We start from the raw sequence: 26,751 nt of genomic DNA on the forward strand, positions 1-26,751 counted from the left end.
GCCGGCACCGGCGCTGTCGTTACCGCACCCGCGCGCGAAGCTCCATGGCTTCGCGCGCGGCGCGTTCCGCCTCGTAGACCTCGCACATGTGACGGCCGTCGGGCGTCGCCGTGTGCTCCACCTCCCACAGGCTGGTCTCCGTGCCGTCCAGCAGCAGGAACGCGTGCTCGTAGAGCGTGAAGCCGGCGTCCTTGCCCGCCACCCGGTACTGGCGCCCGAAGATCTGCGTGATGTGGTGCGCGAACGCCGCCCGCAGCCGGCGCGCGGTCTGCTCGCCCGGACGGTCGCCGTTCTCCGCGCGGCGCAGCACCCGGCGTGCGTGGTCGGCCGAGTCGTCCGGGACGTACATCGGTGGGAGCGGTGCCGGGGGCGGCGTCATCAGCGAGGTGAGGAGCTCCAGGGCGGTGTCCAGGTCGAAGACCGGACCGGAGATGTCCTCGGCGAACCCGGGGAAGCCGGCCGGCAGGCGGGACGCGGCGAGCCGGGCCTCGGCCTCGTCCGCATAGAGCTCGTGCTGCTCGGCACCGCGGGCGCCGTGGCGTCCGGTGCCGTGCACAAGCTCCCACAGGGTGAGCGAACTGCCGTCGCTCAGCAGGTACGTATGGCGGTACGTCGCCCGGTGCAGCCCTGCCTCGTGGTGCGAGGAGTGCAGCGAACTGGCGTGGGCCAGCGCCGATCCGAGCCGCTCGACGGTCGCATCGGGCAGCTCGAAGGAGTTGAGCGCCCGACCCAGGAGTCGCTCGAGGTGTGTCTCGGATGTCTCGTACGGATCGATCGGATCGTTCAAGAGGGGTCTCCAGGCCGTCGCCACACGTCACTTGCCGGTTGCTAAACGTAGCGCTTGGGTCTGACAACGCGTTCGGGGTTCGGGTAAAACGAAGGGCGGGCCGGCCGAAGTTCCCCGTTCCTCGGCGATGTTCTCAACTCCGGTACCGGCCCCGTCAGTCGGCGCCGTACAGCTCCCGGTACGACGGGAAGCAGCCGCCCGGTCCGTCGACCCCTTCGGCCGCCCGCACGGCCTTCACGATCGCCCGGGTCACCGTGTCCGCGCCCGCAACGAGCACATCGTTGAGGGCGAGCGGATCGTCCTTGTCCAACGCCTTCGCGCCCGTGGCCAGGGCGAACACCGTGTCGCCGTCGTTGAGCAGATGCACCGGCCGTACGGCGCGCGCGATGCCGTCGTGCGAGGTGCCGGCGAGTTTGTGGGCCTGGGCGCGGCTCAAGTCGGCGTCGGTGGCGACGACGGCGAGCGTCGTGTTCAGCGGTGCCGGGCCGTTCTTGTCGCGCAGTTCGGCCAGCCGCAGCTGCGCCGCCGCGTGCACGGCGGTCGCCGGATTGACGGAGTGTTCGGTGCCGTACGCGCCGTAGAGCGCGCCCGTGCGCGGGTCGACCGCCGAGCCGACCGCGTTCGCGACCACGAGAGCCGCGACGGTGATCCCCGACTCCAGGACGCAGCTCGCCGTACCGACACCACCCTTGAACTGGCCGATCACAGCACCCGTTCCCGCGCCCACCGTTCCTTCCGTCACCGGCGCGCCTTCCGCGCTCGCCGCGGCGGCCTCCACGGCTGCCCGCCCGGTCGCGGCATCCGGCCGGGCTCGCCAGTCACCACCGCGGCCAAGATCGAAGACGCAGGCGGCCGGCACGACGGGAACGACCTGCGAGGGGTCGGGGCCCACCCGTACGCCCCGGCCCTGCTCCTCCAGCCACGCCATCACCCCGGCCGCCGACTCCAGCCCGAACGCGCTGCCGCCTGTCAGCACGACCGCCTCGATGCGCTGGACGAGATTGCGCGGATCGAGAGCGTCCGTCTCGCGGGTGCCGGGACCGCCGCCCCGTACGTCGACGGCCGCGACCACTCCGCCGGCCGGGGCGAGCACGACGGTCGTGCCGCTGAGCGCGCGCTCCCCCGGAACCTGCGCATGCCCCACGCGCAGACCGGCCACATCCGTCAGCCCGCCGGAGGAGGTGCCGGGAGCGGATCCCGGCCCGGACGAGTCGTCGACACCCATGACCCCTACCGTAGTTGCTCACCGGCGATCGCGGGGCGCGGCGGCCGGGCGGCCAGGGTCACGCCGACGGCCACCGTCGCGGCCGCGGCCAGCCCGGCGGTGAACACGGCCCAGTGACCCGCAAACGTGCACAACAGCACGGCCAGCGCACCGGCGGGCAGCGTCAGCTGCTGCGCCGTGCCACGCTTGAAGTGGCGGGCGTGCAGCAGCCACACGGTCAGGAAGAACGCCGCTGCCGGGATCGTCACCGCCGCGGCCGCGGCGGTGGCCGGCAGATGCGCCTTGCCGACCGCCTGCTCCACCGCCACCTCCAGCCCCGCCCCGACCGCCGCCGCCGAAGCGAAGATCAACAGGTGCCCGTAACCCCAGGGGAATGCCTGGCGATTGGACACCAGCCGCTCGTGCGCAGGGACGGCGAAATAGATCCACCAGGCGGCGAAGACGATCAGCAGTCCGCCCGCGGCGATGGGCAGCAGTTCCCCCAGGGCGTCGTTCTCGTCCAGCGCGGACTGGACCGCCGTGGTGGCCGCGTGCATGGTCTCGCCGAGCACGATGAGCGTGAACAGCCCGTAGCGCTCCACGATGTGCTGCGGGTGCCAGGTCGTCTGGTGGTCCCTCTCTGCGATCACCGGGACGAGCAGCTCGCCCACTACAACGATCAGGAACAGCCAGCGCCGTGAGTCTTCCGGAGCCGCCAGCAGCGCGACCCACGCCGCCTGGCAGAGCACCAGGCCCACCGCGTACACCACAGCGGTGCGCCGCGCGGGGCCGGGTGGCTCGGAAGCGGCGGCTCGCAGCCACTGCCCGGTCTGCGCCACACGCATCACCAGGTAGCCGACGACGGCGATGGTCCAGTCGTTGTCGACGAAGGCGCGCGGCACCCCCGCCGCGTAGATGAGCACACCGGAGATCTGGATGAACGTGGCGATCCGGTACGGAACGTCGTCGCAGTCGTAGGCGGAGGCGAACCAGGTGAAGTTCATCCAGGCCCACCACACCCCGAAGAACACATACAGATAGCCGACGACTCCTGTCCCCGCGTGATCCTCGGCGACGGCGTGCACCAGTTGGGCCCCGGCCTGGGCGACGGCGACGACGAAGCACAGGTCGAAGAAGAGCTCCAGCGGGGTCGCTCTGCGGTCGCCCTCCTCCCGGCTGCGTGCCGTCATCCGCCGCAGCGGTGTGGCGTGGTGGTGGCCAGCGTGCCCCTTGTCCGGAACAGGTGTGGACATCATTCGCAAAGCACAGCAGAACGGTCTGGTTGCCGACGGTCGGACGCGCGAGCCGGCCGTCCCGGTCACCCGGCCATCGGCCATCGGCCACGACGAGCGTTCTCGCGGGCCCGAATTCGCCGTCCCTCGTCAGTCGAAGCCTCCTCACCCCCATGTCGATCAAAACGGGCCCACTTGGGCATATCGATCTAGCGTGGCTCCGTGACCGAGCCACCTGAAGCCCCGGCCGTACCGGCGAAGCCGTCGGTGCCCCCGTCCGAGCCGCGGCCCCTGCCACCTGCGCCCCCCGCGCCGCCCTGGCGTGCCGACGTCACCCGGAGGGCGGACTGTTCCGCCCATTGCCATGAGGATGCCTGCGACGTCAGCACCGGAGGGGTGATGGCCAGGCTGGAGGGGTGATGGCCGGCACCGGAGAGGTGGTGGCCGGTACCGGCGGGGTGACGGCCGGGCTGGAGGGGTGATGGCAGGCACCTGAGGGGGTGACGGCCGGGCCGCCGCCCGACCGCTGCCGAGGGTGTGCCTCGGCGAATCGTCGGCACGGCATCCGACGGCTCGTCCATGGATACTGTCCGCCGATCCGTGCCGCCAGTGGCTACGCCGACCAGGTGCACCGTGGATGCGGGAACGGGGAGCGGGGTCGACCGTTGACCACACGGCGCCCGGCCGCCTTACCCTGGGTGTATGAGCACCGCCCCCGCCCCCGGACCGCGAGATGCGAAGCAGCCCGGCCAGCAGCACTCGAAGCCGGAGCTGATCTTCGACGATCCGATGGACCAGCAGTCCTCGGACGATACGGACCGCGGGTGGGGTGAGCGGCCTCAGCTCAGCGGTGACAGCGCCGCGGATCTGGCGCGTTTCCTCGACGAGAAGCCGCCCCACCACATCTGAGCCCCCAGGGCTCACGGTCCCTGCGGTGTCTAACCGCGGTCCGCGGAAGTCGAGGGGCCGGCCTGGTCCCCGGTGCCGCGCTGGGCGACCAGGGCGTCGCGGATCTCCTTCAGGACCTCCAGCTCCGTCACCTCCAGCGTCTCTTGCACGCTTTCCTTCGCCTTGCGCCGCGCCTCGCGCCGTGCCAGGTACTTCGCCATGGGCAGCACCATCAGGAAGTACACGACGGCCGCTGTCATCAGGAACTGCAGGGTGGCGCCGAGCACCGAACCCCACATGATCGGGATGCCCTGCATCTCGCCGTCGACGATCTCGCAGGGGTCCTTCAGACAGGAGCTGTAGGAGTCCAGGTTCTTCGTGCCGAACGCACCGACGAGCGGGTTGATGACGCCCTTCACCACAGCGTTGACGATGTTGGTGAAGGCGGCGCCGATGACGACGGCGACCGCGAGGTCGATCACATTGCCGCGCATCAGGAAGGCCTTGAAGCCCTCGACCAGACTCGGCTTCTTCTCGCTCACGAATGAGCCTCTTTTCACATGTGCGGTAGGGGAGGGGGACTGTTGCGCAACCTACGACAGCCCCTGGTCGCCCTGTCCAACCAGTACCCGCCAACAGGCGACCTGGCGTTATGTCAGTGCGAGGTGACGTACGTGGCGTACCGAACGTCAGCACACCGCCACCGCCAGTCGGGAGGTGGCCCCCGCTCCGGCCAGAGCCACCGCGGTGGTTCGTGGAACGGACAGCACGATCAAGGCTCCTCCGTCCGCTGGGCTTTCGTCCGGTCGCGGGACCGCGGCAACCCTGACGCCGGACGCCACGACCTTTGCCGCCGATTCCTCGCCCGGCGGGGAATCCGCTGCGGCGATCACATCGACGCGGTCTCCCGGCCGCAGCAGCCGAACCGTCGCCGCGTCGGCGATGCGCACGGGAGCCGACACCAGAACGTCACCGGGTCGCCGCTCGCGCGCAGGAGCCGCAGCGGCCAAAGCCCCCGTAGCCGGCCCGCCTTCGCCATGCGGCCCGGACCGGCCGCCCGGATCGTCCGGACCTCGCGCGCTCGACGCGGCCAGCGCCGCGGCGGTCACGGCCAGCCCGGCCGCCATCGTGCGTCGCTGCCTGCGCAGCGCCCGCCGCAGCCGACGGCTGCTTCCGCGCACCCGCAGCGGCGGGAACTGAGGCACCCCCAAGGGATCGGGCGCCGGTGACGAGGCGATCGGGACGCCCATTGGAGCGGTGAACGGCGCGGTCGGCTGGGCGGTGAAGGGGGCGGTCGGTGGGGCGGCCGGCCAGTCCGGTGACGCTGTCGGCGCAGGCGTCGTGAACGACGTCCGCCGGCAAGGAGTGTCCGGGCCGGCTGGGACGGGGAGACCGGCAGGGCCCGAAGGTGGCGCTGAGGGGCCCGAAGCCCCGGAGGAGGCCGGGGACCCGGAGGGGCCGGCAAGGCCGGAAGGATTCGATGAACCGGCAGGCGCTGAAGCCCTCGAAGTGGTCGAGGCCATGGAAGGAGCCGAAGGACCAGGTGGAGCCGAGGAGCCTGAAAAATCCGAAGGCTCCGAAGGAGGCGAGGAGGCCGCAGGATCTGAAGGACCGGAAAGGCCCGAAGGAGGTGAGGAAGCCGGAGCGGGTGCGGCGGCCGAAGGAGGTGAGGAAGCCGGAGCGGGTGCGGCGGCCGAAGTGGCCGAGGGACCGGAGGACGAATACAGCGACATGCCGAGTACCGCCTGTCATGAGGCGTGGACCGGGCCTGCTGCCCGTGTCCGACCGCTCCTCACGATCCACCGTCCGGTCCGCCCCCGCTGAAGCCTGTGGACAGCTCCCTCATTGTGGAAAACCTGGCCACTCCCAAGGGTGGTTACGGCAGGTCGATGCCCGGATCGACACCGGCGAGCGCATTCCCGCACGAGCAGTCGCGGTCCTCGTTCGCCGGCAGCGCGGCCACCACGTCGAACAGCACGGTCCGCAGCCGGTCCACATTGGCCGCGAACACCTTCAGGACCTCCTCGTGCGAGACGCCCTCGCCCGCCTCCGCGCCCGCGTCCAGGTCGGTGACCAGCGTCATCGTCGTGTAGCAGAGCTCCAGTTCACGGGCGAGCACCGCCTCGGGGTGCCCGGTCATGCCGACCACCGACCAGCCCATCGCGGCGTGCCAGCGCGACTCGGCCCGGGTCGAGAAGCGCGGCCCCTCCACGACCACCAGCGTGCCGCCGTCGACCGGCTCCCAGGCGCGACCGCGCGCCGCCTCCAGCGCCGCCTTGCGACCCCGCGGGCAGTACGGGTCGGCGGGCGACACGTGCACCACGTTCGGCACGGCGCCGGACGGCAAAGGCAGCCCGTCGAAGTACGTCTGGGCCCGGGCCTTCGTACGGTCCACGAACTGGTCGGGCACCAGCAGGGTGCCCGGGCCGTACTCCGGACGCAGGCCGCCCACGGCGCACGGGCCGAGCACCTGCCGTACGCCCACCGACCGCAGCGCCCAGAGGTTGGCCCGGTAGTTGATGCGGTGGGGCGGCAGGTGATGGCCCCGGCCGTGGCGGGGCAGGAAGGCCACCTTGCGGCCGGCGATCTTGCCGAGGAAGAGCGAGTCGCTGGGGGCGCCGTACGGGGTGTCGACCTGGATCTCGGTGACGTCGTCCAGGAAGGAGTAGAAGCCCGATCCGCCGATCACACCGATCTCGGCGAGGCCCGAGCCGGAGATGCCGGAGCCCTCCAGAGAACCGGCGGAGCGGGCAGGGGAACCGGAACCGATGCCAGAGCCAGGGCCCGCGTTCGGGTGCGCGTTGGTCGCCATGACGGTCACACTAGCCGGACGCGAAAACGCCAAGAACCCCGCCGTGGCCAATGCCACGGCGGGGTCCGCGAATCGTAAGGATCAGGCGGCGGAGCCGGAGGCGCTCGGCGCGCTCGTCGAGGAGGGCGAGGCCGAACCGGAGCTCGACGACGTGGTCGTGGCCGACGACGACTTCGACTCGGACGGCTTCGAACCCGACGAGGCGGGCGAGCTGCTCGACGACGCACCGCGGCTGTCGTTGCGGTAGAAGCCGGAGCCCTTGAAGACGATGCCGACAGCCGAGAACACCTTCTTGAGGCGTCCGTCGCAGCTCGGGCACACGGTCAGGGCGTCGTCGGTGAACTTCTGCACCGCCTCGAGGCCCTCGCCGCACGCGGTGCACTGATACTGGTAGGTCGGCACTTGTCTTCCTCCTGGCACTCTCACTCGATGAGTGCTAACGACGATCCATAGTGACGCATTCCGCTGGATCAGTCCACCGTCACCGGCACTCGGTGACCGATCCCACGTGCGGCCACCCATCCGCCGGCGGTCGGCGTCAGGCGCGAACGCAGTGCCAGCAGTGTGGCCAGCGCGAGAGCCGTGCCGACGAGCGGGACGACGAATCCGGCGCTCGCGCCGTATCCGTCCGCAAGCCGTCCGGCCACCGTCACGGCCGCCGCCTGCCCGAGCGCGACCGCGCCTGTCAGCCAGGTGAAGGCCTCGGTGCGGGCGGCCGCGGGCACCAGCGACTCGACCAGCGTGTAGCCGCTGATCAGGGCCGGGGCGATGAACAGGCCGACGACGAGGCCGAGCGCGCCGAGCAGGGCGACGGAGTGTGCTGTCCACAGCAGGGACGCGGCGACCGTGAGCGCCGTGTAGCCGGTGACGAGCCGGCGGCGCGGCCCGGTCTTCCAGGCGATGGCCCCGACGGCGACGCCGGCGAGCATGTTGCCCGCGGCGAAGAGTCCGTAGAGCAGACCGTTCATGCCGGGCTGGCCGATCTCCTCGGTGAACGCGGTCAGCGAGACCTGCATGCCGCCGAAGACTGCGCCGATGCCCAGGAAGGCGACGGCCAGCACCCGCACACCGGGTATGGACAGGGCGGACGTACGCTCCGCGCGGATCTCGGCGGTCTGGTGGCCGAGGGCGGGCTGGGTGCTGCGCTGGGCGGCGAACAGCAGGCCGCCCGCCAGCGTCAGCGCCGCCTCGGCGATCAGGCCGGCGGCGGGGTGCACGCCCGTGCACAGGGCGGTGGCCAGGACCGGGCCGACGACGAACGTGAACTCGTCCGTCACCGACTCGAAGGCCGCGGCGGTCTGCATCAGGGGCGAGCCCTGGAGCTTGGCGGCCCAGCGGGCCCGCACCATCGGCCCGATCTGCGGCACCGACGCACCGGTCGGCACCGCGGCGGCGAACAGGACCCACAGCGGAGCGCCCGCGAGGGCCAGCGCGGTGAGCGAGGCGCCCGAGACGGTGTGCACCAGGACGCCGGGCACCAGCACCGCGCGCTGGCCGAAGCGGTCCGCGAGCCTGCCGCTCTGCGGTGCGAACAGCGCCATGGAGACACCGGTGACGGCGGCGACCGCACCGGCGCTGCCGTAGGAACCGGTGGTGTGCTGGACCAGCAGGACGATGCTGATCGTGAGCATTGCGAACGGCTGGCGGGCAGCGAATCCGGGGAGCAGGAATGTCCAGGCTCCAGGGGTACGGAGCAGCCGGCCGTAACCAGGACGCGTGTCAGAAGCGACCGTGGACGCCACGGCCCCTTGCCTTTCTGCCGCCTGGTAGCGCTCCCCTGGGTGTCGGGAGTCGCCGAGAGCTGTCCTCATGCGCGGAACTGCGGTAGATACCGGGGTCCACGCGAGGGGACGCCGCGGCCGCCATACGGTCGCGCCAGCTCTGCGTCAGGCAGAGTTGGTCGATCAGTGTGCCTTCATGGTACAGGGATTTTGGCCGTGTCTACCTGGGAAATGGCGCAGATCACCGCTCCATTCCTGTGTTTGGGCAGTCAGCTGGCGCGGAGGGCACCGGGCTCCCGGCGCGGATGCCACCCCGTTCCCGGCGGGCACGGCACCGGGCTCCCGGCGCGGATGGCCCCGGTTCCCGGCGCGGTGGTGCCCCGGGCCGACGGCTACGAGCGGCCGGACCGCCTCCCGGTGCCCAGCCAGTCGGCCAGCTTTCCGCCCTGGCTGACCGCTCTGAGCCGCCGCTCGGCGGCGTCCCTGACCGGGTCGGTGGCCACGACCAGCAGCTCGTCGCCGTGCCGCAGCACCGTCGTCGGGAGCGGCACGAAGCTCGTGCCGTCGCGTACGACGAGGGTGACCGCCGAGCCGGCGGGCAGCCGGAGCTCCGCGACCTCCACGCCGTGCATCTTCGAGCTGTCCGGGATGGCGACCGACAGCAGATGACCGCGCAGCCGCTCCAGCGGAGCGGATTCGACGCCCAGGTCGGCCGCCTCTGAGGAGTCGCCGAGATGGAGGGCCCGCGCGAGCCAGGGCAGCGTCGGGCCTTGGACCAGGGTGTAGACGACGACCAGCACAAAGACGATGTTGAAGATCCGGTCGTTGCCCTCGACGCCGGAGACCATCGGGATCGTGGCGAAAATGATGGGGACGGCGCCGCGCAGACCGGCCCAGGACATCAGTACCTGCTCCTGCCACGGAATGCGGAACGGCATGAGGCTGATGAGGACGCCCACCGGTCGAGCCAGCACGGTGAGCATCAGGCCCACCACGACCGCCGGCCAGAAGTCCCTCAGCAGCTCGTGCGGCGTCACCAGCAGGCCGAGCAGGACGAACATGCCGATCTGCGCGATCCAGCCGAGGCCCTCGGCGAAGCCGCGGTTCGCGGGCGCGTGCGGCAGCTTGGAGTTGCCGAGGACCATGGAGGCGAGATAGACCGCGAGGAAGCCGCTTCCGTGCGCTATGGCGCCGGCCGCGTAGGCGACCACGGCGATGGCCATGACGGCGATGGGGTACAGACCGGACGCGGGCAGTGCTACGCGCCGCAATCCGAATGCTCCGAGCCAGCCCGTGGCAAGTCCGACGAGAGCGCCGATCGCGAGTTCGAGCGCGATCCTTCCGACCAGGAGGTACCACTCGTCGATCGGGCCTGCCGAGGAGAAGGCCACGACCAGAATGACGACCGGGGCGTCGTTGAAACCGGACTCGGCCTCGAGCGCGCCGGTGACCCGGGACGGCAGCGGCACCCTGCGCAGGACGGAGAAGACCGCTGCCGCGTCGGTGGATGACACCACAGCACCGATGATCAGTGCCTGCTGCCACTCCAGGCCGACGAGGTAGTGCGCCGCCGCCGCCGTGATGCCCACGCTCACCGCGACGCCGACCGTCGACAGCACAGCGGCCGCCGGCAGCGCCGGTTTGATCTCCTTCCACTTGGTGCCGAGGCCACCTTCGGCCAGGATCACCACAAGTGCGCCGTAACCGATCACCTGCGTCAGCTCGGCGTCGTCGAATTGGACGTCGAGCAGGCCGTCCTGACCCATCGCGATCCCGATACCGAGATACAGCAAAAGGCTGGGCAGCCCACTGCGGGACGAGATGCGCACCGCCGCGACGGCGACGAGCAGGACGAGCGAGCAGATGAGCAGGAGTTCGTTGAGCTGGTGGACAGTCAGTGGCCGATCCTTCCCCTCGCGCCCTCATGCCGGAGATGTCGTAACCGGCTGCGGCACTTCGTTACCTTACCTAATCTTTAACGTTTCCTTGACGGTCAGATGATCTGTTTGTGTGCCTGCGGGAACGGTCTTGTGGATACCGCGTCGGGGCCGGTTGGGCGCTGCGCCTAGAGTTGCCTCAGCATTCCCAGGACCACCCTGCCCCTCGAAGGACAGCGATGCCCGCCAACACAACCGCCTCTTCCCCCAAGAAGAAGAAGGGGCGACGCGCCCGACTGCTCGTGCTCGTCCTGGTGCTGGCGCTTGTCGCAGGTGTCGGGTACGGGGCCTACTGGAGCATCAGCACGGTTCGCGCCTCGTTCCCGACCACCAATGGCACGATCGAACTCGAAGGTCTCGGCGGCCGGGTGGAGGTCAAGCGCGACGACTACGGCATTCCGCAGATCTACGCGGACAGCGACGAGGACCTCTTCCGCGCCCAGGGCTTCGTCCAGGCCCAGGACCGCTTCTGGGAGATGGACGTCCGACGGCACATGACCGCGGGGCGGCTCTCCGAGATGTTCGGATCGGGGCAGGTCGAGACGGACGCCTTCCTGCGCACGCTCGGCTGGCGCCGAGTGGCGCAGCAGGAGTACGACACCAAGCTCTCGGCCGAGACGAAGAAGTATCTGCGGGCGTACGCGGACGGGGTCAACGCCTACCTCAAGGACCGCTCGGCCGAGGAACTGTCGGTCGAGTACGCGGCCCTGGCCTTCACCAACGACTACGAGCCCGAGCCGTGGACCCCGGTCGACTCCGTGGCCTGGCTGAAGGCGATGGCCTGGGACCTGCGCGGCAACATGCAGGAAGAGATCGACCGCTCGCTGCTCACCAGCAGGCTCAGCGAGAAGCAGATCCGCGACCTCTACCCGTCGTATCCCTATGACCGCAACAAGCCGATCGTGCAGGGGGGCGGGATCGACCCGGCCACCGGCGCGTACGACCTGGCTGCAAAGCCCTCCGGCTCGACGGGCAGCGGCTCGACGGGTGACGACGCCGCGAGCGAGGGCGCGACGGGCAACGGCTCCGCCGACGGCGGCGCAGCGGGCAGCGGCTCGGGCAGCGCGTCCGAAGCGGGCGCCGGCCTGAACTCCCAGCTGGGTGCGCTCTCCGACACCCTCGACGCCATTCCGGCGCTGCTCGGCCCCAACGGCAACGGCATCGGCTCCAACTCCTGGGTCGTCTCCGGCACATACACGACGACCGGCAAGCCTCTGCTGGCCAACGACCCGCACCTCGCGCCCCAGCTGCCGTCCCTCTGGTACCAGATGGGTCTGCACTGCCGCACGGTGTCCGACCGCTGTTCGTTCGACGTCGCGGGCTACACCTTCTCCGGTATGCCCGGCGTCATCATCGGTCACAACCAGGACATCGCCTGGGGCTTCACCAACCTCGGCGCCGACGTGACCGACCTCTACCTGGAGAAGCTCAGCGGCGACAACTACCTCGTCGGCAGCCGGCAGAAGAAGCTGGCCCACCGCACGGAGGTCATCAAGGTCGCCGGCGGCTCCGACAAGACGATCAGGGTCCGCTCCACCGAGCACGGCCCGCTGGTCTCCGACCGCAGCGACGAACTGGAGAAGGTCGGCGAGCGGGCCCCCGTGTCCAACGCGGCACCTGACCGCGGCACCGGCTACGCGGTGTCCCTGCAGTGGACGGCACTGCAGCCCGGCAAGTCGATGGACGCCGTCTTCGCACTCGACCGGGCCAAGGACTTCACATCCTTCCGCCGCGCCGCCCGCGACTTCGAGGTGCCCTCGCAGAACCTCGTCTACGCCGACACCAAGGGCAACATCGGCTACCAGGCCCCGGGCAAGATCCCGCTGCGGGGCGAGGGCGACGGCACGACGCCCGCGCCCGGCTGGGACCCGAGGTACAAGTGGGACGGCTACATCTCCTTCGAGGAGCTGCCCTACGACTACAACCCGGAGCGCGGCTACATCGTCACCGCCAACCAGGCGGTCGTCGACGCGAAGAAATACCCGTACCTGATCACCGAGGACTACGGCTACGGCGCCCGCAGCCAGCGGATAAACGACCTCATCGCCTCCAAGATCCGGGGCGGCGGCAAGATCTCTACCGAAGACATGCGCACCATGCAGATGGACAACAGCAGCGAGATAGCCAAGCTGTTGACCCCTTATCTGCTGAAGATCGATGTTTCCGACCCTTATGTCCGCGAGGCGCAGAAGCTGCTGGAGGGCTGGGACTACACCCAGGAGCCGGACTCCGGTGCCGCCGCGTATTTCAACGCCGTGTGGCGCAATGTGCTCAAGCTGGCGTTCGGCAACAAGCTCCCCAAGGAGCTGAGGGTCGAGGGCGAATGCCTGAACGTGCTGCCCGCCGACAGCACCGCGCCGGACGACGACCTGACGGAGCGGGTGCGCGAATGCGGCCAGCGGGACAGCGACCTCGCGCAGCCCGACGGAGGCGACCGCTGGTACGAGGTGGTGCGCCGGCTGCTCAAGGACGAGGACAGCGAGTGGTGGCGGACGCCGAAGACGCGTACGGACAAAGCGACCGACACCCGTGACGAGCTGCTCGACCGGGCCATGGAGGACGCCCGCTGGGAGCTGACCGCGGAGCTCGGCAAGGACGCCTCCACCTGGAGCTGGGGCCGCCTGCACCAGCTGACGCTGAAGAACCAGACGCTTGGCACCGAGGGCCCTGGCTTCCTGCAGTTCGTGCTCAACCGGGGCCCGTGGAACCTGGGCGGCGGCGAGGCCGCGGTCAACGCGACCGGCTGGAACGCGGCGGGAGGCTACGGCGTCGTGTGGGTGCCGTCGATGCGGATGGTCGTCACCGTCGGCGAGTGGGACAAGTCCCGGTGGATCAATCTGACCGGGGCGTCGGGCCACGCGTACAGCGCGCACTACACCGACCAGACCGACAAGTGGGCGGAGGGCGAGCTGCTCGACTGGGCCTACAGCGCCCAGGCGGTGGACGCCGCGACCGTGGACAGGCTCACGCTCGTCCCGCCGGGCGGCTCGGCCCAGTGAAGCGGCGCACTCCTTGAGGCGTGACCACGGCGTGGACGGGATGGTCGTGCGGTTCCACCGGGACCCGCGCGACCACCTCGTTCGCGTAGAGGAGCACGACGAGGGCGGGGTCGACGTGCGCCGTGGCGAGCCGGGCGAGGACGCGGTCGTACGAGCCGCCGCCGCGGCCAAGCCGCATCCCGAGGCCGTCGACGGCGAGGCCGGGCAGCAGGACGGCGTCTGCGTCGACGACGGCCTCGGGCCCGAGCCGCTCGCCGTCCGGCTCCAGCAGGCCGCGTCCGGCGGGCACCAGGTGACCGGCGCCGCGGTAGAGGCCCCAGTCGAGGTCGTTGTCCGGAAGGAGGACCGGCAGCAGGACCCGTGTGCCCCGCGCACGCAGTGCGTCGAGCAGCGCGCGGGTGCCCGGTTCGCGCCCGACGGAGACGTACGCGGCGACGGTGCCGGCCTCGGCCAGCTCCGGCAGCAGCAGCGCGTGCCGGGCGAGAACCGTTGCCGCGTCGCTCACGTCGTCAGGGGACAGGAGCCGCCGCGCACCGAGGAGTTCCGCGCGAAGAGCAATCTTTCCGGACATTTCCTCGCCCATTGGTCGCCTGTAAACCTCTCGTATGCGTCTCTATGGGGATGAAGTTAACCGGAGCATCATCTTCCGGCCTATATTCAGCGGATATGGTGCTCCGCATGACTCAGTCGCACTCCAGGATCAGCAAGGCTGTCATCCCCGCCGCAGGCCTTGGCACCCGGTTCCTGCCTGCCACGAAAGCCACTCCCAAAGAGATGCTGCCTGTGGTCGACAAGCCCGCGATCCAGTACGTCGTCGAGGAGGCGGTCTCGGCCGGTCTCTCCGACGTCCTGATGATCACGGGTCGCAACAAGCGCCCCCTCGAGGACCACTTCGACCGCAACTATGAGCTGGAGGAGGCGCTCTCCCGCAAGGGCGACGCCGGCCGGCTCGCGAGGGTCCAGGAGTCGAGCGACCTCGCCACCATGCACTACGTGCGCCAGGGCGACCCGCGCGGCCTCGGCCACGCCGTGCTGTGTGCCGAGCCGCACGTCGGGGACCAGCCGTTCGCCGTCCTCCTCGGCGACGACCTGATCGACCCGCGCGACCCGCTGCTCTCGCGCATGATCGAGATCCAGGAGCGCGAGGGCGGCACAGTCGTCGCGCTGATGGAGGTCGACCCGGCCCAGATCCACATGTATGGCTGCGCCGCCGTGAAGCCCACTGTCGACAGTGACGTCGTGAAGATCACGGACCTCGTCGAGAAGCCGGATGCCGCCGAGGCCCCGAGCAACCTCGCGGTCATCGGTCGCTACGTCCTCGACCCCGCGATCTTCGGGATACTCCGCAGGACCGAGCCGGGCCGCGGCGGCGAGATCCAGCTCACCGACGCAATCCAGAAGCTGGCCGAGGCCGACCAGTCGGCCGACGAGGAGGAGTGCTCCGGCGGCCCCGTGCACGGCGTGGTCTTCAAGGGCCGCCGCTACGACACCGGTGACCGGGGTGACTATCTGCGTGCCATTGTCAGACTCGCATGCGAACGTGAGGACCTGGGCCCGGAGTTCCGGGACTGGCTTCGCAGCTTTGTGAACGAGGAGATGTAGGACCGTGAGCAGCACGATCTGGTCGGTTGACGACCACCTGGAGGACATCCTCGCCGCGATCCGGCCGCTCGACCCGATCGATCTCCAGCTGCCGGACGCACAGGGGTGTGTCCTGGTCGAGGACGTCACCGTTCCGGTCGCGCTGCCCCCTTTCGACAACAGCTCCATGGACGGCTACGCGGTCCGGGTCGCCGATGTGGCGGGCGCGAGCGAGGAGTTCCCGGCCGTGCTCACCGTCATCGGTGACGTGGCGGCCGGCAGCGGCGGGCTGCCCACCGTCGGCCCCGGGCAGGCCGCGCGCATCATGACCGGCGCACCGCTGCCGCCCGGCGCCCAGGCCGTCGTCCCGGTCGAGTGGACCGACGGCGGCACCGGCGGCGGGGCCGCCACCACCATGCGCCCGGCCGGTGAGGCCCCCGAGGGCGGGAGCGGCGAGGTCCGAGTGCACCGTCCGGCCGAGGAGGGGGCCCATGTGCGCTCCCGCGGCAGCGATGTGCAGGCGGGCGATCTCGCGCTCGCCGCGGGCACGGTGATCGGTCCCCCGCAGATCGGTCTGCTCGCTGCGATCGGCCGCGGCACCGTGCGGGTCCGTCCCCGTCCGCGTGTGGTCGTCCTGTCGACCGGCAGTGAACTTGTCCAGCCGGGGGAAAGGTTGGCGGAGGGGCAGATCTACGACTCCAACAGCTTCGCCCTGGCGGCCGCCGCGCGCGACGCCGGTGCGATCTCCTACCGGGTCGGGGCGGTCACCGACGACGCCGAGACGCTGCGCGCGACCATCGAGGACCAGCTGATCCGCGCCGACCTCCTGGTGACCACGGGCGGAGTGAGCGTCGGCGCGTACGACGTGGTCAAGGAGGCGCTCGCCTCGGTCGGCGACGAGGACGTGCCCGGCAGCGGAATCGACTTCCGCAAGCTCGCCATGCAGCCGGGGAAGCCGCAGGGCTTCGGCTCCATCGGCCGGGAGCACACCCCCCTGCTGGCCCTGCCGGGCAATCCGGTCTCCAGCTATGTGTCCTTCGAGCTGTTCGTCCGGCCCGCGATCCGCAAGCTGATGGGCCTCCCGGACGTGCACCGGCCGACGGTCCGCGCCGCGCTCAAGGCGGACAAGGCGCTGGCGTCCCCGGCCGGCAAGCGCCAGTTCCTGAGGGGGACGTACGACGCCGAGTCGAGCAGCGCCACCCCGGTCGGGGGCTCGGGCTCCCATCTGATCGCGGCCCTCGCGCACGCGGACTGTCTGATCGTCGTCCCCGAGACAGCCACCTCCGTGGAGCCCGGAGCCGACGTCGACGTGGTCCTCCTGGGGTGAGCGGCCCGCTGTGGCGGTACCGTGTCTGCCCACACAAGGCCCTGATGGGACCGGACCGGGAGCGCCACAGCAGATGAGTACGCACGGCAGGCTGACGCACATCGACGACGCGGGGGCTGCCCGCATGGTGGACGTCTCCCAGAAGGACGTGACCGCCCGCACCGCGCGGGCGACCGGTCGCGTCCTCGTCTCGCAGCAGGTCGTGGAGCTCCTGCGCGGCGAGGGCGTCCCGAAGGGCGACGCGCTCGCCACGGCCAGGATCGCCGGGATCATGGGCGCGAAGCGCACGCCCGACCTGATTCCGCTGTGCCACCCGCTCGCCGTCTCGGGCGTGACGCTGGATCTGTCGGTCACCGACGACGCGGTCGTGATCGCGGCCACCGTGAAGACGACGGACCGCACGGGCGTGGAGATGGAGGCCCTCACCGCGGTCTCGGTCGCCGCCCTCACGGTCGTCGACATGGTGAAGGCGGTCGACAAGGCGGCCGTGATCACGGACATCCGCGTCGAGGAGAAGACGGGCGGCAAGTCCGGGGACTGGACGCGCGAGGGGGACCGGTCATGACCGACGCCCATGCCACAGCGCCGTACCGCGCCCTGGTCGTGACCGCCTCCAACCGCGCCTCCGCCGGGGTGTACGAGGACAAGGGCGGCCCGCTGATCGCCGAGAAGCTCACCATCCTGGGGTTCGCCGTCGACGGCCCCCGGGTGGTGCCTGACGGCGACCCCGTCGGCGATGCGCTCCGCAAGGGGGTCGAGGCCGGGTACGACGTCATCCTCACCACCGGCGGCACGGGCATCTCGCCCACGGACCGCACGCCCGACGTCACGCGTGCGCTGCTGGACCGCGAGGTCCCGGGCATCCCGGAGGCGATCCGGGCGTACGGGCGGGAGAAGGTGCCCGCCTCCGCGCTGTCCCGGGGCGCCGCCGGGGTCGCCGGCCGCACGCTGATCGTCAATCTCCCCGGTTCCACCGGTGGCGTGCGCGACGGGCTCGCGGTGCTGGAGGGGATCCTGCGCCACGCTGTGGACCAGATCCGCGGCGGGGACCATCCACGTCCTGCGGACCCGTCCTCGCCGACGTCATGAACGTGACCTGGCCCGTGGTCCTCGCGGACGGCGATGTCGTCCTGCGCCCCATAAAGATGCGGGACCAGCGCAACTGGCGCGAGGTCAACCGGCGCAACCGCGACTGGCTGCGGCCCTGGGAGGCGACGATCCCGCCACCCGCCCCGGGCGGCCCGCTCGCGCAGCGCCCGACCTACCGGCAGATGGTCCGCCACCTGCGGTCGGAGGCCAACGCGGGCCGGATGCTGCCGTTCGTCATCGAGTACCGGGGACGCCTCGTGGGGCAGCTGACCGTCGCCGGGATCACCTGGGGATCGATGTGCTCGGGGCACGTCGGTTACTGGGTGGACCGGGACGTGGCGGGCCGCGGGGTGATGCCCACCGCGGTCGCTCTCGCCGTGGACCACTGCTTCCGTACGGTCGGGTTGCACCGGATCGAAGTGTGCATCCGACCGGAGAACGCGCCCAGCCGCCGGGTCGTGGAGAAACTCGGATTCCGCGAGGAGGGGCTGCGGCCCCGTTATCTCCACATCGACGGTGCGTGGCGTGACCATCTTGTCTTCGCGCTGACGGCCGAGGAGGTGCCGGAAGGGCTCCTGACCCGCTGGCACCAGGCGCGACCTGGAGCGGCACCAGGAACGGCACCCGGAACGGCACAGGAAATAAAATAAGTGTTCGAAATTGATCGTCGCAGAGCGTGAACTGATCTGAGTAATCACAAAAAAGGTCGGTGATATCAGCCAGATCGTGCGACACACCGGGCCAATTGGCGGATGCTCTTGCGCAAATCCCTCTACGGTGTGATGCGTGAGCAGCAGCGGCCTCATCTACGCAGTCATCGTCGGGGCCTGGGCCGCCTACTTGGTGCCGATGTGGCTCCGCAGGCAGGACGAGCTCAACGAAGCTCGTCCAACGGAACGCTTCTCCACCGCCATCCGGCTGTTGTCCGGCCGGGCGGGGATGGAGCGCCGTTACGCCAAGGAGCTGCGGGTCCGCACCGCAGAGGAGCCCGAGCGCGACGTGCACCCGGATGCCGTCACGGACCGATTGAGTTCTGTGGACGTCCGGGCCTTCGCCGCGCCCCGAACCGAAGTACGCCAGGAGGTGCCCTCCGAGGCGGCCCCCGACGCCGCCGGCGCGGGGCGTCCCCCGGCGCGGCGCCCGGCTCCGCGGGAGCGGCAGCGGCAGAACAGCGCCGCCGGTGAGCGCGCCCGGCGCGGCAAGGTGCTGGCCCGCCGCAGACGGACCACGACCCTCCTCTTCGTCGCCTTCAGTGCCGGTGCGGTCGTCGCGGCGGTCGGCGGACTCGGTTTCCTCTGGGCACCGGCCGTCCCGGCCGTGCTGCTGAGCACGTACATCGTTTATCTGCGGGCCCAGGAGAGGCGGCGTTTCGCCTACGTCATGGACCGCAGGCAGGCCGAGGCCGCGGCGCAGCGGCTGCGGGAGAGTCGGCCGCGCCGCCACCAGCAGCCCGCCGGTGCGGCCGAGCCCGACGAGGAGCCCGCCGCGCATGCCGAGCCGGAACCGGCGCCGACGCTCTCCCCGCAGGAGGCCGGGCGTCGTGCGCTGGTGGAGCAGACCGACCACGCGGAGTGGGTGGATCAGCAGCGCCAGCGCGGCCCGGCCACGGGCGACAGCTGGGAACCGGTGCCCGTGCCGCTGCCGACGTACGTCACCGCGCCCGTCGCCCCGCGTGCGTCGAGCGGAGTGGACGTCAGCGACCCGGAGACGTGGAGCGCGGCGCGTTCCTCGGCCGCTGAACCGGCCGTCCCGCCCGCACCGGCGCCCGCGGAGCCACCCGCAGGCCTGCGGCCACCGCAGCCGCGCCGCTCCCGCGACCGCGGCCGCACGCCGCTTTTCGACCAGTACGCGGACGAGGACCGGCCCCGCGCGGCCAACGAGTGACCCGCCTCGGCGGCATCCGTGACCAGCGGGGAACGGATTTCCAAGCACGCCGATGGGGATGCTAGAGTTTCACTCGTTGCAAGGGCCTGTGGCGCAGTCTGGTAGCGCACCTCGTTCGCATCGAGGGGGTCTGGGGTTCAAATCCCCACAGGTCCACCGCACGACTGTTCTTGAGTTGGCTCAAGAGTGGTGACGAGATCCCGTCCGATCGAAAGATCGGGCGGGATCTTCGTCGTTTCAGGGGTCGTTCGATGCCTGTTCGGGGTAGTGGATGGCGGCGTGTTAGATCTGGTGGTCTGTCAGGCAGGCGTCTGGCCGTCGCGGGGATATGAGGAACCAGCCCCGGTTGCCCGGGGCTGGTGATCGTTTGGGGTTGCCGGAGCCCGATCTGCTGGCGAGGGTCCGTGAAGGTCAGGTGTGTGCGCCGTGCGAGGACAACCTCAACTGGCTGAAGGTCGCGGTGGCGCAGGTCGACGACCGCACCAGCCGGGTCTATCTCAGCGGCGTCGACTGAGCACCGACCGGTGTTGTGCCCGTCACGCAAGGCCCCGAACCAACGAACACTCTGCCGTGCGTAACCGCCCTGACGCCACTGCAAATCGAGCAGCCGCCCAGATCGGTGGGAAACAATCTCCCGCCGAATGGGAAGCGATCTTCGTGCGCCTCTGGAATGCCTGGTCAGGGGCACTCGTGAACACCTCACCGCAGCTGAGAGCCCCGATCGGAGAGATCCGATCGGGGCTCTTCGGCGTCGTACAGCAGCGAGGTACAGCAACTGCATCTGCTCCGTCCCGCTCAGGTGCTTGCCCAGTCTCCGCAGAGCCTTGCGCGTCGCCTCGGACGGGATGTGTGTCCACCTCCATCGTCAGACCGCGATCTTGCTGTGCCGGAGGATCTGCATGGCGATCCGCCGGTGCATGTCGAGGGCGGCGAGGAGTGACCCGCAGGTATGACGTGTGTCATGCAGGCGGATCTTACGGATGCCAGCCTTGGCCGACCGGGCAGCGAAAGCGCGGTTGAAGTTCCGCGGCTCGATCGGGGTGCCGTACCGCGTGGAGAATGCGAAGTCGGTGTCCTGCCACATTTGGCCGGCAGACTTCTTGGCGACCCGTTGTGCCTCCTGGCGGAGCTTGAGCGCAGTCACACAGATCCGGGGAAGGGGAAGCGTATCGGCCGTCTTGGGCTTCAAATCCGGCTGCACCACCTCCTTGAGCCAGTACGCGAGGTGCTGCCCCAGCGTCGGCGAGCTGCTGGCCACAGGCCCCTTGCGTGCCTCCGGGTGCAGTTTGGCGGCTTGGTCGATGACTGTCGACGAGCACGCGAAAGGGCCGACACCGTTCTGCCTGACGGTGCCGAAGCCCGCGACCCGGACATGCTCAGCATCTTCCTCAACGGCGGGCACCTGGCCAGGTGGCGAGGAAGCTCCCTCGCGCTGCTGGGCGAGGACGACGCACTCAGCAGCCCTTACACCGCCCTCGATGAAGCCGACCTGACGTTCATCCGGGCCAACTCAGGGCTGCGATGCGACCTTGCCCAAGCCCAGCTTGCACGCGAGGAACACGGCGCAGCCCCTTGAGTCGCATCTGGCGTGAAATCAGGGCTTATCCAGCCAACCGTGATCACCGATCGGTCGCTGCCCGATAACTTTTTGACCGGTGTACATCAGGCCATCTACATTCCGCGCTGGCTTGTTCTTTTCGGACCGGCCTCCACCGCTCGTCCCTGGGGGGACCCATGCACTGGTACATCGATGTCCTCAAGAAGTACGCCGCATTCAGCGGCCGCGCCCGCCGCCAGGAATACTGGATGTTCACGCTCATCAGCACGATCATCTATGTCGCGCTGATGGTCATCGACCTCAGCCTCCTCGGCACCGGCGTCATCGCCGGGATCTACGTGCTCGCCGTCCTGCTCCCCAGCCTCGCCGTCGGCGTCCGCCGCCTCCACGACACCGGACGCTCCGGCTGGTGGCTGCTCATCGCCCTGGTCCCGCTGGTGGGCGCTATCGTCCTGCTGGTCTTCCTGGCCAGCGACGGCAAGCCGGAGGAGAACGAGCACGGCCCGAACCCGAAGCTGGCCGCAGCGGCCGCCTGACATTCGCCCGTTCGTGGTGGCCCGTCCCAGGAGGCTGACGGGCCACCGTTGGTGACCGTTCTCGCTAGAGCTACGGATCGGGAGGAGACCGCGCCCTTCCCGCGCCCGTCCGGTCGGGAAACAGCAGGGAACATCGGCCGCTGGCGGCCAGGCCTCACGAGAACGGCGCCTGCCGAGTTGCCTGTCAGGGGCGGTTCACCTGCGGTGGGTGTGGCCCGGCTGCCTGCACTTAGCGCGCGACGAGTAGGACGGGACGCCGCAGCACCTGGTTACCATCTCGGCATGCCCATGGTAATCCCCGAACCCGTCATTGACCTGCTACCGGGCGCACTCCTGATGTTCGCCTTGGTGGTGCTCATCAGGGAACTGGACCGTGATGTTGTTGTCCGGGGCGTCAGGAAGCCGTGGTTCTTCTCTGCAGTGGCGGCGATCGTCCTCGCTAGGTTGCTCTGGCCTTAGCGATGGTTGCGGTACAGCAGTGAAGTACAGCGACCACGGCGGCCACGGCCGACCAGCCAGCGGTCTCAGGAACCCGTTCGACCACCACAGCGACCCTCGGCGACCGTCGCGCCCATAGTTCGCGTCGAGGGGGTCCGGGGCTCAAATCCCCACCGGTCCACCGCAGCTGAGAGCCCCGATCGGAGAGATCCGATCGGGGCTCTTCGGCGTTCCGGTGCGAGCCCCCGAGGCGGTCGATGTGGCAGGTGGCGTACGTCTCCTCCGGCGCCGGCCGACGTGGGGAGCGCCGCACGTCAGCGCGCGTTCAGCTGGGGCGGCGTCCAGGTCGCGTGGCGCAGGATCGCGCGGACCGTCACGCCGGCCGGGGCCAGGCGCAGGGCCGTGTTACGGGCCGCCACCGCGACGGGGTGGCTCCGTTGCCGGCCCATGCGGCCGGCCCGGCGGGCGGCGCGGGCCACCTACTGGGCGCGCGGGCGGCATTCGGCGTCGTAGCGGCGCAGGGCCGCGTCGATCGCGGGCTCGGCGGCGAGCGCGGCCGCGAGCGTGACCGCGTCCTCCAGTGCCTGGCACGCGCCCTGCCCGAGATGCGGGGTCATGGCGTGGGCGGCGTCGCCGAGGAGGGTGACGCGGCCGGCGGCGAACGACGGGAGGCTGGACCAGGCCGAAATGGAGGCCGCGGGCGCCACCGGGGCGACGCCCCGGGACCCGGGTGAACTGGCCTGTGGCATCGCCGCCTTCACGCGGCAGCGGCTCGAACCGGTCGGCAGCACTCCCTGGCGCGGTACGCCTGCGCCGTCGAGAGCGTCCACCACCTCGAGCTGCGCGAGATCCCCGCGCCCCGGAGAGGAACGCCGCGCGCGATGCCGTGCAGGACTTCCTCGTCGCGCATGGTGTGCCGCCGCAGGAGGCGGGCCACAGGACCGCACGCCGCTGGCCTGTGTGGACGGGCTGGTCTTCGACCGGCTCGTGAACAGCGGGCCGGTGGGTGAACTGGAGCAGGAGATCGGGGATCTGCTCGCGGTGGCGCTGGGCCGGCCGCCCCGGGGCCGTGAGCCCCCGGTCGTACGACCCCGGAGGCCCGGGCCGATGAGCAGCGATGAGCAGGTCCGGGCCCTCGGGGCGGGACCTCAGGAGGTCTGCGCCTTGTCGTACACCGCCTTCGCCTCGTTGCCGAAGTACGGGCCGAACATCCGGTTCGGCAGGAACGTGTAGCCGAAGCTGTTCACCGAGACCTGAAGGCCGGTGCCGGTCGCCTCGCTGAACGAGGTGAACCACGGGCCGCCGCTGGAGCCGCCCGTCATGTTGCAGCCCAGACCGTGGTCCTGGGAGAAGAGGAAGTCCTTGGAGCTGTTGCCGCTGCAGTGGATCAGCTTGCTGCCGTCGTACGGATCGGCGGCGGGGAAACCGAACGCGTACATCGCCTTGTTGTAGCCGCCGTTGAACTGCAGGCCCTGTGCCCCGACGGTCTGGGCCAGCGTCCTGCCGTTCAGCGGCGCGACGACGGCCGCTCCGACGTCGTAGTTGATGTCCTCGCTCGCCGCCCACTGGTCGGTCGCCAGGGTCTTCGTCGCGCTCCACTTGCCGTACGGGGCCTGGCCGTTGTCGTAAGCGGGCACGAAGACCCAGTTGGTGTGCCAGGAGCCCTGGTACTTCACGCAGTGGCCCGCGGTGATGACCGTGCTGCCGTTCTGGCTGGTGACCGAGTTGCCGGAGCAGGATGCCGTACGGCCCTGGAAGGTGAAGAACACCCGGCCCGACGTCTTCACGACGGCGCCGCCGCCGGTCCAGGGGCCGCCGGGCTGCGGGAACGCGGTCGGCCCGATCACGGTCTGCTCACCCGCGGGCTTCGGGGCCTTGAGTGAGCCGGGGGCCATGCGGATCAGGTCGAGCGGGGTGGCGGCGCGCATGCGCTCGGCGGTCCAGAAGTCCTGCGGCGCCTGCCGCGGGGCGAAGGACGCGGGGGCGGGGGCCGATGGTGAGGGGACCGGGGCGGCGCCGGCGGACGTGGCCGTCAGGGCCCCGGCGAGCAGGGTGGCGACGGCCAACACGGTTCCGGCCGCGGTGCGATGGCGTCTCACGCATGTCTCCTTCTGCCGTGCCCGCCCGGTGGCGCACAGGGGCGGGGTGGGGGACGAGGCGGTGCGGAAGGACGTGCGTGAGGCAGGGTGCCACGAATGGGGCAGTTATGTCAGGGGCGCGTCAAAGGCTTGGCCATGCACCGGCTGCTCTCGTAGCAGCGGTAGTGGCCGAATTTCGCGCACGGCTCATAGCCGCTGGAGGCGTAGAGCGCGATGGCCTCGGGCTGCATGTCGCCGGTCTCCAGCACCATCCGGGCCCGGCCGGCGGCACGGGCGTCCTCCTCCAGTGCGGCGAGGATGCGGCGGGCGAGGCCGAGACCACGGGCCTCGGGTATGACGTACATGCGCTTCAGCTCGGCGTCCCCGTCCGAGTACCCCATCGGGTTGCCGTCCTGGGAGCGCCAGCCGCCGGTGGCCAGCGGACGGTCGTCGGCGTCGTAGCAGATGAGATACAGGCCACTCGGGGGCACGAACATCGAGGCGTCGAGCGGGGTGACGTCGCCCTCCCCGTCCCCGTAGCGCTCGACGTATTCGAGCTGGACCTGGTCGTTCAGTTTCACGGCGTCGGGGTGGTCGAAGGCCACGGCTCTGAGCTGCATGTTGAAAAGCGTACGGGTAGGCGGAGAGGAGTCCGGGCCGGTGGCCGGCCGGTCCTCGGGCCGCCTCGGGGGTCGGTAGGGTGCCGGAATGCTCACCGTTACCACCGTGAATGTGAATGGACTGCGCGCCGCCGCCAAGAAGGGCTTCGGCCCCTGGCTCGCGGGCTCCTCCGCCGACGTGGTCTGCCTCCAGGAAGTGCGCGCCGAGGCCGACCAGCTGCCGGCCGGTGTGCGCAGCCCGGAGGGCTGGTTCACGGTGCACGTCCCGGCCGCCGCGAAGGGCCGCGCGGGTGTCGCGCTGTACACGCGGAGGGAACCGGACCGGGTGCGGATCGGTTTCGGGTCGAGCGAGTTCGACGGCAGCGGACGGTACGTGGAGGCCGACCTGCCCGGCGTCACCGTCGCGAGCCTGTATCTGCCGTCGGGCGAGGTGGGCACGGAGCGGCAGGACGAGAAGACGCGGTTCATGGCCGAGTTCCTGCCGTATCTGAAGGAGCTGAGGGAGCGGGCAGCGGCGGACGGCCGCGAGGTCGTGGTCTGCGGTGACTGGAACATCGCCCACCAGGAGGCCGACCTCAGGAACTGGAAGGGCAACCGGAAGAACTCCGGCTTCCTCCCCGAGGAGCGCGACTGGCTCACCCGGGTATATGAGGAGGCCGGTTACGTGGACGTGGTGCGCGCCCTGCATCCCGAGCAGGAGGGCCCCTACTCGTGGTGGTCGTACCGCGGGCGCGCCTTCGACAACGACACGGGCTGGCGCATCGACCTCCAGGTGGCGACGCCAGGGCTGGCGGGGCGGGCCGTGAAGGCGTGGGTGGAGCGCGCGGCCACGCACGGCGAGCGCTGGAGCGACCATGCGCCGGTGAGCGCTGTCTACGAACTCTGAGGAAGGCCCCGGCCCCCGAGGGCACAGCCGTGCCGGGGCGCGAGGGGCATCCGGGGCGCGTGAGGCATGCAGGGCACGAGGGGCATGAGGGGCTCGTTCCGGCTTGCCCCGCAGCCGCGTTCCGATGGCATCTTCGAAGCGAATCGGCCATTTACCGCTGTGTGTCAATTGGCGTAGACCCAAAGGACTTTGGTGCCGTACTACTGGGGCGAGTGATCGAGTAGTCGCTTCCGGAAGTGTTTGGGGATGCCGCCATGCCTGGTGAGGCCACGCACTGCTGGGTCGTGGTGCTGGACATCGAGAACTTCAGCTCACGGCCCGATCCGATCCAGCGCTCCCTGCGCGCTGGGATGTACGAGGTGCTCGGTGAAGCGCTTGCGCGGGCCGGGTTACCGGCCGAGCGCATCAGCACCGAGGACCGCGGCGACGGCGTTCTGATGATCGTTCCGGCGACCGTCTCACCGATCGATCTGGCCGGACCCTTCGTACGTGCCCTTGACGACGAGTTGCGACAGAAGTCCGTCGTGTACAGCCCCGCCCACGCGATGCGCTTCCGGGTCGCCCTGCACCAGGGGCTCGCCGCACGGGACGGCCGGGGCTGGTCCGGGGACGCCGTCAACACCGCCTGCCGGCTGGTCGACGCGGCGCCGCTGCGGGACGTCCTCGCCGCCGCCGTCTCGGCTCGGATGGTCTTCGTCGTCTCGGAGGAGATCCACCGGGCCGTCGTGCGCCACGGGCACCGCTCGATCGATCCGGCCGCGTACCTGCCCATGCCCTTCACGACCAAGCACGGCGAGGTCATCGAAAGCTGGGTGACCGTGCCCGGACACCCGGCCCCGCCCGGTCTGCCCTCCGCGGAGCCGAGGAACGGACCGGCCACGACCCCGGTGCCCGGCGGCGGGCGCGGCGGCGGCACAGACGGTCCCGGTCCGCCGAGCGCAGGCGGAATCAGCGTCGGAACCGTCCAAGGCGACCTCGTCCAGGGCAACAAGACCGTCAACGTCAACACCGACGGATCGGGCCGGCCATGACGACACCGGCATCAGGAGCGCCGGGCGCGCGGGGGGGGGGCCCCCCCCCCCCCCCCCCCCCCCCGGGGGGGGGGGGGGGGGGGGGGCCCGGCCCCCCCCCCCCCCCCGCCCCGGGGCGGGGGCGCCCCGCCCCCGGGCCCCGC

The 26,751-nt window shown here is 70.5% G+C and carries 26 protein-coding genes, 1 tRNA gene and 1 pseudogene; 14 read left to right on the forward strand and 14 right to left on the reverse strand.

Going from position 1 to position 26,751, the window contains the following annotated elements; all coding sequences use genetic code 11:
• Positions 1-19 precede the first annotated feature (19 nt).
• The 3 genes from ACH5AF_RS08790 to ACH5AF_RS08800 form a co-directional block, all read right to left on the reverse strand.
• Positions 20-787, reverse strand: coding sequence for a DUF6227 family protein (locus ACH5AF_RS08790; protein ID WP_398900782.1), 768 nt, complete (start codon positions 785-787; stop codon positions 20-22).
• A 154-nt stretch (positions 788-941) separates the two neighbouring features.
• Positions 942-2,012 (reverse strand): P1 family peptidase, encoded by a 1,071-nt coding sequence (locus ACH5AF_RS08795; RefSeq protein WP_398900784.1) that lies wholly within the window; start codon positions 2,010-2,012, stop codon positions 942-944.
• A 5-nt stretch (positions 2,013-2,017) separates the two neighbouring features.
• Positions 2,018-3,244 (reverse strand): low temperature requirement protein A, encoded by a 1,227-nt coding sequence (locus ACH5AF_RS08800; protein ID WP_398901017.1) that lies wholly within the window; start codon positions 3,242-3,244, stop codon positions 2,018-2,020.
• 681 nt (positions 3,245-3,925) lie between these two features.
• Here ACH5AF_RS08800 and ACH5AF_RS08805 point away from each other — a divergent pair.
• Entirely contained in the window at positions 3,926-4,132 is a 207-nt protein-coding gene (locus tag ACH5AF_RS08805; RefSeq protein WP_398900786.1) for a hypothetical protein, read from the forward strand.
• Between the two features lie 29 nt (positions 4,133-4,161).
• Here the strand turns inward: ACH5AF_RS08805 and mscL are convergent, their stop codons facing one another.
• The 6 genes from mscL to ACH5AF_RS08835 form a co-directional block, all read right to left on the reverse strand.
• Positions 4,162-4,653, reverse strand: coding sequence for a large conductance mechanosensitive channel protein MscL (gene mscL / locus ACH5AF_RS08810; RefSeq protein WP_398900788.1), 492 nt, complete (start codon positions 4,651-4,653; stop codon positions 4,162-4,164).
• Between the two features lie 147 nt (positions 4,654-4,800).
• On the reverse strand, positions 4,801-5,238 hold the full coding sequence (locus ACH5AF_RS08815; protein WP_398900790.1) for an RcpC/CpaB family pilus assembly protein: 438 nt from the start codon (positions 5,236-5,238) through the stop codon (positions 4,801-4,803).
• A 749-nt stretch (positions 5,239-5,987) separates the two neighbouring features.
• Complete coding sequence (locus ACH5AF_RS08820) at positions 5,988-6,923, reverse strand: S-methyl-5'-thioadenosine phosphorylase (RefSeq protein ID WP_398900792.1); 936 nt, start codon at positions 6,921-6,923, stop codon at positions 5,988-5,990.
• Between the two features lie 81 nt (positions 6,924-7,004).
• Positions 7,005-7,325 (reverse strand): FmdB family zinc ribbon protein, encoded by a 321-nt coding sequence (locus ACH5AF_RS08825; RefSeq protein ID WP_398900793.1) that lies wholly within the window; start codon positions 7,323-7,325, stop codon positions 7,005-7,007.
• Positions 7,326-7,393: 68 nt separating this feature from the next.
• Positions 7,394-8,665 carry an MFS transporter gene (locus ACH5AF_RS08830; protein ID WP_398900794.1) on the reverse strand — a complete coding sequence of 424 codons (1,272 nt, stop codon included), beginning with the start codon at positions 8,663-8,665 and terminating at the stop codon, positions 7,394-7,396.
• 371 nt (positions 8,666-9,036) lie between these two features.
• Positions 9,037-10,542: a potassium/proton antiporter gene (locus ACH5AF_RS08835; protein WP_398901018.1), complete on the reverse strand. Its 1,506-nt coding sequence runs from the start codon at positions 10,540-10,542 to the stop codon at positions 9,037-9,039.
• A gap of 218 nt (positions 10,543-10,760) precedes the next feature.
• On the opposite strand from ACH5AF_RS08835, the gene ACH5AF_RS08840 reads away from it, so the two are divergent.
• Positions 10,761-13,580 (forward strand): penicillin acylase family protein, encoded by a 2,820-nt coding sequence (locus ACH5AF_RS08840; RefSeq protein ID WP_398900795.1) that lies wholly within the window; start codon positions 10,761-10,763, stop codon positions 13,578-13,580.
• Here ACH5AF_RS08840 and ACH5AF_RS08845 read toward each other — a convergent pair.
• The gene (locus tag ACH5AF_RS08845) at positions 13,546-14,163 is read right to left on the reverse strand and encodes a 5-formyltetrahydrofolate cyclo-ligase (RefSeq protein ID WP_398900796.1); all 618 of its coding nucleotides are present in this window, start codon (positions 14,161-14,163) and stop codon (positions 13,546-13,548) included. The genes ACH5AF_RS08840 and ACH5AF_RS08845 overlap by 35 nt on opposite strands.
• A 95-nt stretch (positions 14,164-14,258) precedes the next feature.
• Between ACH5AF_RS08845 and galU the strand changes: the two genes are divergently transcribed.
• The 8 genes from galU to ACH5AF_RS08885 all read left to right on the forward strand — a co-directional run bounded on the left by galU (position 14,259) and on the right by ACH5AF_RS08885 (position 19,975).
• Entirely contained in the window at positions 14,259-15,182 is a 924-nt protein-coding gene (gene galU / locus ACH5AF_RS08850; protein WP_398900798.1) for a UTP--glucose-1-phosphate uridylyltransferase GalU, read from the forward strand.
• Positions 15,183-15,186: 4 nt separating this feature from the next.
• Positions 15,187-16,488 (forward strand): gephyrin-like molybdotransferase Glp, encoded by a 1,302-nt coding sequence (gene glp / locus ACH5AF_RS08855; protein ID WP_398900799.1) that lies wholly within the window; start codon positions 15,187-15,189, stop codon positions 16,486-16,488.
• A gap of 73 nt (positions 16,489-16,561) precedes the next feature.
• On the forward strand, positions 16,562-17,053 hold the full coding sequence (moaC, locus tag ACH5AF_RS08860; protein ID WP_398900800.1) for a cyclic pyranopterin monophosphate synthase MoaC: 492 nt from the start codon (positions 16,562-16,564) through the stop codon (positions 17,051-17,053).
• Positions 17,050-17,577 (forward strand): molybdenum cofactor biosynthesis protein B, encoded by a 528-nt coding sequence (locus tag ACH5AF_RS08865; protein WP_398900802.1) that lies wholly within the window; start codon positions 17,050-17,052, stop codon positions 17,575-17,577. Before moaC ends, ACH5AF_RS08865 begins: the two co-directional genes overlap by 4 nt.
• Positions 17,574-18,227 (forward strand): GNAT family N-acetyltransferase, encoded by a 654-nt coding sequence (locus ACH5AF_RS08870; protein ID WP_398900804.1) that lies wholly within the window; start codon positions 17,574-17,576, stop codon positions 18,225-18,227. The genes ACH5AF_RS08865 and ACH5AF_RS08870 overlap by 4 nt, the downstream gene beginning before the upstream one ends.
• A gap of 136 nt (positions 18,228-18,363) precedes the next feature.
• Positions 18,364-19,461: a gephyrin-like molybdotransferase receptor GlpR gene (glpR, locus tag ACH5AF_RS08875; RefSeq protein ID WP_398900805.1), complete on the forward strand. Its 1,098-nt coding sequence runs from the start codon at positions 18,364-18,366 to the stop codon at positions 19,459-19,461.
• Between the two features lie 82 nt (positions 19,462-19,543).
• Positions 19,544-19,617, forward strand: a tRNA-Ala gene (locus tag ACH5AF_RS08880).
• A gap of 217 nt (positions 19,618-19,834) precedes the next feature.
• Complete coding sequence (locus ACH5AF_RS08885; RefSeq protein ID WP_398900806.1) at positions 19,835-19,975, forward strand: hypothetical protein; 141 nt, start codon at positions 19,835-19,837, stop codon at positions 19,973-19,975.
• Positions 19,976-20,326: 351 nt separating this feature from the next.
• Here ACH5AF_RS08885 and ACH5AF_RS08890 read toward each other — a convergent pair whose 3' ends face one another.
• Positions 20,327-20,863, reverse strand: a complete 537-nt coding sequence (locus tag ACH5AF_RS08890; protein ID WP_398900807.1) for a tyrosine-type recombinase/integrase — start codon at positions 20,861-20,863, stop codon at positions 20,327-20,329.
• A gap of 332 nt (positions 20,864-21,195) precedes the next feature.
• Between ACH5AF_RS08890 and ACH5AF_RS08895 the strand changes: the two genes are divergently transcribed.
• Both ACH5AF_RS08895 and ACH5AF_RS08900 read left to right on the forward strand, forming a co-directional pair.
• On the forward strand, positions 21,196-21,555 hold the full coding sequence (locus tag ACH5AF_RS08895) for a DUF805 domain-containing protein (protein ID WP_398900808.1): 360 nt from the start codon (positions 21,196-21,198) through the stop codon (positions 21,553-21,555).
• A 282-nt stretch (positions 21,556-21,837) separates the two neighbouring features.
• Positions 21,838-22,014: a hypothetical protein gene (locus tag ACH5AF_RS08900; protein WP_398900809.1), complete on the forward strand. Its 177-nt coding sequence runs from the start codon at positions 21,838-21,840 to the stop codon at positions 22,012-22,014.
• Between the two features lie 293 nt (positions 22,015-22,307).
• Here the strand turns inward: ACH5AF_RS08900 and ACH5AF_RS08905 are convergent.
• The 3 genes and pseudogenes from ACH5AF_RS08905 to ACH5AF_RS08915 all read right to left on the reverse strand — a co-directional run.
• A pseudogene (locus ACH5AF_RS08905) lies at positions 22,308-22,664 on the reverse strand (FAD-dependent monooxygenase); the annotation flags it as partial.
• 477 nt (positions 22,665-23,141) lie between these two features.
• Positions 23,142-24,092 (reverse strand): trypsin-like serine peptidase, encoded by a 951-nt coding sequence (locus ACH5AF_RS08910; protein WP_398900810.1) that lies wholly within the window; start codon positions 24,090-24,092, stop codon positions 23,142-23,144.
• Positions 24,093-24,202: 110 nt separating this feature from the next.
• Positions 24,203-24,691: a GNAT family N-acetyltransferase gene (locus ACH5AF_RS08915; RefSeq protein ID WP_398900811.1), complete on the reverse strand. Its 489-nt coding sequence runs from the start codon at positions 24,689-24,691 to the stop codon at positions 24,203-24,205.
• An 88-nt stretch (positions 24,692-24,779) separates the two neighbouring features.
• Between ACH5AF_RS08915 and ACH5AF_RS08920 the strand changes: the two genes are divergently transcribed.
• Both ACH5AF_RS08920 and ACH5AF_RS08925 read left to right on the forward strand, forming a co-directional pair.
• Positions 24,780-25,577: an exodeoxyribonuclease III gene (locus ACH5AF_RS08920; RefSeq protein WP_398900812.1), complete on the forward strand. Its 798-nt coding sequence runs from the start codon at positions 24,780-24,782 to the stop codon at positions 25,575-25,577.
• 254 nt (positions 25,578-25,831) lie between these two features.
• A complete protein-coding gene (locus tag ACH5AF_RS08925; protein ID WP_398900813.1) occupies positions 25,832-26,608 on the forward strand; it encodes a hypothetical protein in 777 nt (258 codons plus the stop codon).
• Positions 26,609-26,751: the final 143 nt, after the last annotated feature.

The organism is Streptomyces sp. NPDC018833, assembly GCF_044390825.1.
Taxonomy (GTDB): Bacteria; Actinomycetota; Actinomycetes; order Streptomycetales; family Streptomycetaceae; genus Streptomyces.

Coding starts and splice junctions, on each gene's coding strand:
- galU (WP_398900798.1), top strand. CDS start 14,259: ATGACTCAGTCGCACTCCAGGATCAGCAAGGCTGTCATCCCCGCCGCA.
- ACH5AF_RS08915 (WP_398900811.1), bottom strand. CDS start 24,691: ATGCAGCTCAGAGCCGTGGCCTTCGACCACCCCGACGCCGTGAAACTG.
- ACH5AF_RS08820 (WP_398900792.1), bottom strand. CDS start 6,923: ATGGCGACCAACGCGCACCCGAACGCGGGCCCTGGCTCTGGCATCGGT.
- ACH5AF_RS08800 (WP_398901017.1), bottom strand. CDS start 3,244: ATGTCCACACCTGTTCCGGACAAGGGGCACGCTGGCCACCACCACGCC.
- ACH5AF_RS08900 (WP_398900809.1), top strand. CDS start 21,838: ATGCCCATGGTAATCCCCGAACCCGTCATTGACCTGCTACCGGGCGCA.
- ACH5AF_RS08895 (WP_398900808.1), top strand. CDS start 21,196: ATGCACTGGTACATCGATGTCCTCAAGAAGTACGCCGCATTCAGCGGC.
- ACH5AF_RS08870 (WP_398900804.1), top strand. CDS start 17,574: ATGAACGTGACCTGGCCCGTGGTCCTCGCGGACGGCGATGTCGTCCTG.
- ACH5AF_RS08845 (WP_398900796.1), bottom strand. CDS start 14,163: ATGGGCGAGGAAATGTCCGGAAAGATTGCTCTTCGCGCGGAACTCCTC.
- moaC (WP_398900800.1), top strand. CDS start 16,562: ATGAGTACGCACGGCAGGCTGACGCACATCGACGACGCGGGGGCTGCC.
- ACH5AF_RS08865 (WP_398900802.1), top strand. CDS start 17,050: ATGACCGACGCCCATGCCACAGCGCCGTACCGCGCCCTGGTCGTGACC.
- ACH5AF_RS08920 (WP_398900812.1), top strand. CDS start 24,780: ATGCTCACCGTTACCACCGTGAATGTGAATGGACTGCGCGCCGCCGCC.
- ACH5AF_RS08840 (WP_398900795.1), top strand. CDS start 10,761: ATGCCCGCCAACACAACCGCCTCTTCCCCCAAGAAGAAGAAGGGGCGA.
- ACH5AF_RS08805 (WP_398900786.1), top strand. CDS start 3,926: ATGAGCACCGCCCCCGCCCCCGGACCGCGAGATGCGAAGCAGCCCGGC.
- ACH5AF_RS08795 (WP_398900784.1), bottom strand. CDS start 2,012: ATGGGTGTCGACGACTCGTCCGGGCCGGGATCCGCTCCCGGCACCTCC.
- ACH5AF_RS08815 (WP_398900790.1), bottom strand. CDS start 5,238: ATGGCGGCCGGGCTGGCCGTGACCGCCGCGGCGCTGGCCGCGTCGAGC.
- ACH5AF_RS08925 (WP_398900813.1), top strand. CDS start 25,832: ATGCCTGGTGAGGCCACGCACTGCTGGGTCGTGGTGCTGGACATCGAG.